This is a genomic window from Collinsella sp. OM06-18AC (assembly GCF_003438785.1).
GTDB lineage: Bacteria > Actinomycetota > Coriobacteriia > Coriobacteriales > Coriobacteriaceae > Collinsella.
Window position 1 is genome coordinate 1 of record NZ_QSTX01000030.1, and the last position, 1,830, is coordinate 1,830.

Below are 1,830 nucleotides of genomic sequence, written 5' to 3' on the forward strand. Positions count from 1 at the left end.
CCGAGCATGGCGAAGCCCATGGCCGGCAGGATGTTGGCGGCAACGCCGCAACCGTCGATGATGAAGGGCGGGATGAAGTCGAGCAGGCCCTGGATGGCGTCGGAACCCAAATAGAAGGCGCCGCCGCACAGCAGGAAGTACTCGACGCAGCCCCAGATTCCAATTCCCCAATGAACGGCGTAGATGCCTTTGAGGTTTCCCTTGAGGGCGAACTTGTCTGCCATATCGACAAACACAGGGAACAAGGCATTGGTAATGTTGCCGATCGTCAGCGCAAGGACGGCGATGGGCATGGCGAGCGCGATGGCCGTCTCGGTACCCTGACCGAGCTGAATGGCAAACGCGCAGGCGAGCACGCCGCCGACGGTTTCGTTAGGCGGCACGTAGGCGCCGATGGAAATCGAGCCCATGAACAGCAACTCCAGGCTGGCGCCAACGGCAAGGCCAGTCTGCAGGTCCCCCAGCACCAGGCCCACGAGCGGGCACAGGACGATGGGGCGGAACGCGTAGAGGGTGCCGAGCTGGTAGTCGAGGCATCCAAACGCTCCGACTAAGCCGACGAGGATTGCTTGGACAAGCATAATTCCTCCCAATAAGGAATCTCGAACCGTCGTCACTCCCGTCGCGCGCGTTGTTGATATCAATTCCGGGAGTTCGATTCCACGGCTCGAAGCGTACCTGGTGTGCTGCTAACACCCATACCAGGCACAAATGATTTGATACCAATTATAGGTATGCAGGTTCGCCTTATTTAATACCAGTCGCTCAGCGGGGTGTTTTTTACCGTAAACGGCAGGCGCATCCCATTAGGCACGCTCTTTGTTTCGATGGCGGACAAGCGCCACCAGAAAGCCGTCGCCAAAAGCATCGGATGCCAAGTTGGCCACAATCACCAAAACGATCATCGCTGCGCCCAAAAACTCGTTCCAGCGAAAGACCTCGCCAAAGAGGAGCGCCGACCAGCAGGGAGCGAGCACGACCTCACTCATGCAAACCAAGTTGGCCGCAAACGCGTTGGTGCGCGCAATCCCCTTGGCATACAGCACACTCGCAAGGCCGCTGCAAAAAAGGCCATGCACCAGCATAAGCCCCCACTCAAAGGGTTTCACGGAGCCTAGGTCGCCGGCAAAATAGACGATCGGAAGTATCGAGATGCCGCAGGAGATGAGCGAGGACACCATGGGCGACGCATCGGGGCGAGAGTTTAAAAAGAAACACAGCCCAAAGGTGGCGCCCGAAATGACGGCAAGCAGATTTCCGAGCATGCCCTCGGCGCTCAAATCACCTAAAAAGAAAAGTCCCATACCCGTAAAAGCAACCACCACGGAGGCAATCTTCGCAGGCGAGGGCAACGTGCGAGTTGCGAGCGATTGATACACGATAACGAAAATCATCGAGGTGTACTGCAGAACGATCGCGTTGCCGACCGTCGTGAGCTGGTTGGCAAAGTTAAACGTGGTGCCCGTCACGAAGTTGCAGACGGCCACAAGGACAATAAGACGGCTGACGCGAAGGACGGGTCTGCCGACGAGCAGGATAAAGAGCGCCATAAATATTGCCGTGACGGCACCGATCAAAAGAGCTGACTGCGAATTGGCGCGAACGAGGATGCCGATAAAACTCCACAAGAGCGCCGTGCCAAATAGATACATCGCCCCGCTCACGCCATTATCGGGTGGATTGTCAGATCGAATCACGAAGCACCTCCAACTAGCTTTCGGTAATAAAAAACGGCGACCGCAATGGGTCGCCGTTTCCCTTGGGGGCAAATAATAGGCCGGGTCCTTACGCCAGCACGCCGAAGAACGCGCCGATGATGCCCACGACCAT

Annotated in this window: 2 protein-coding genes; both read right to left on the reverse strand. The window is 57.1% G+C overall.

The genetic code is table 11. The features are described from left to right. The coding region (locus DXB86_RS09820; protein WP_147324174.1) for a PTS sugar transporter subunit IIC at nt 1-581 on the reverse strand (581 nt) is incomplete at its 3' end. Between the two features lie 225 nt (nt 582-806). After that, on the reverse strand, nt 807-1,830 hold a 1,024-nt coding region (locus DXB86_RS09825; protein ID WP_369831489.1), incomplete at its 5' end, for a DMT family transporter.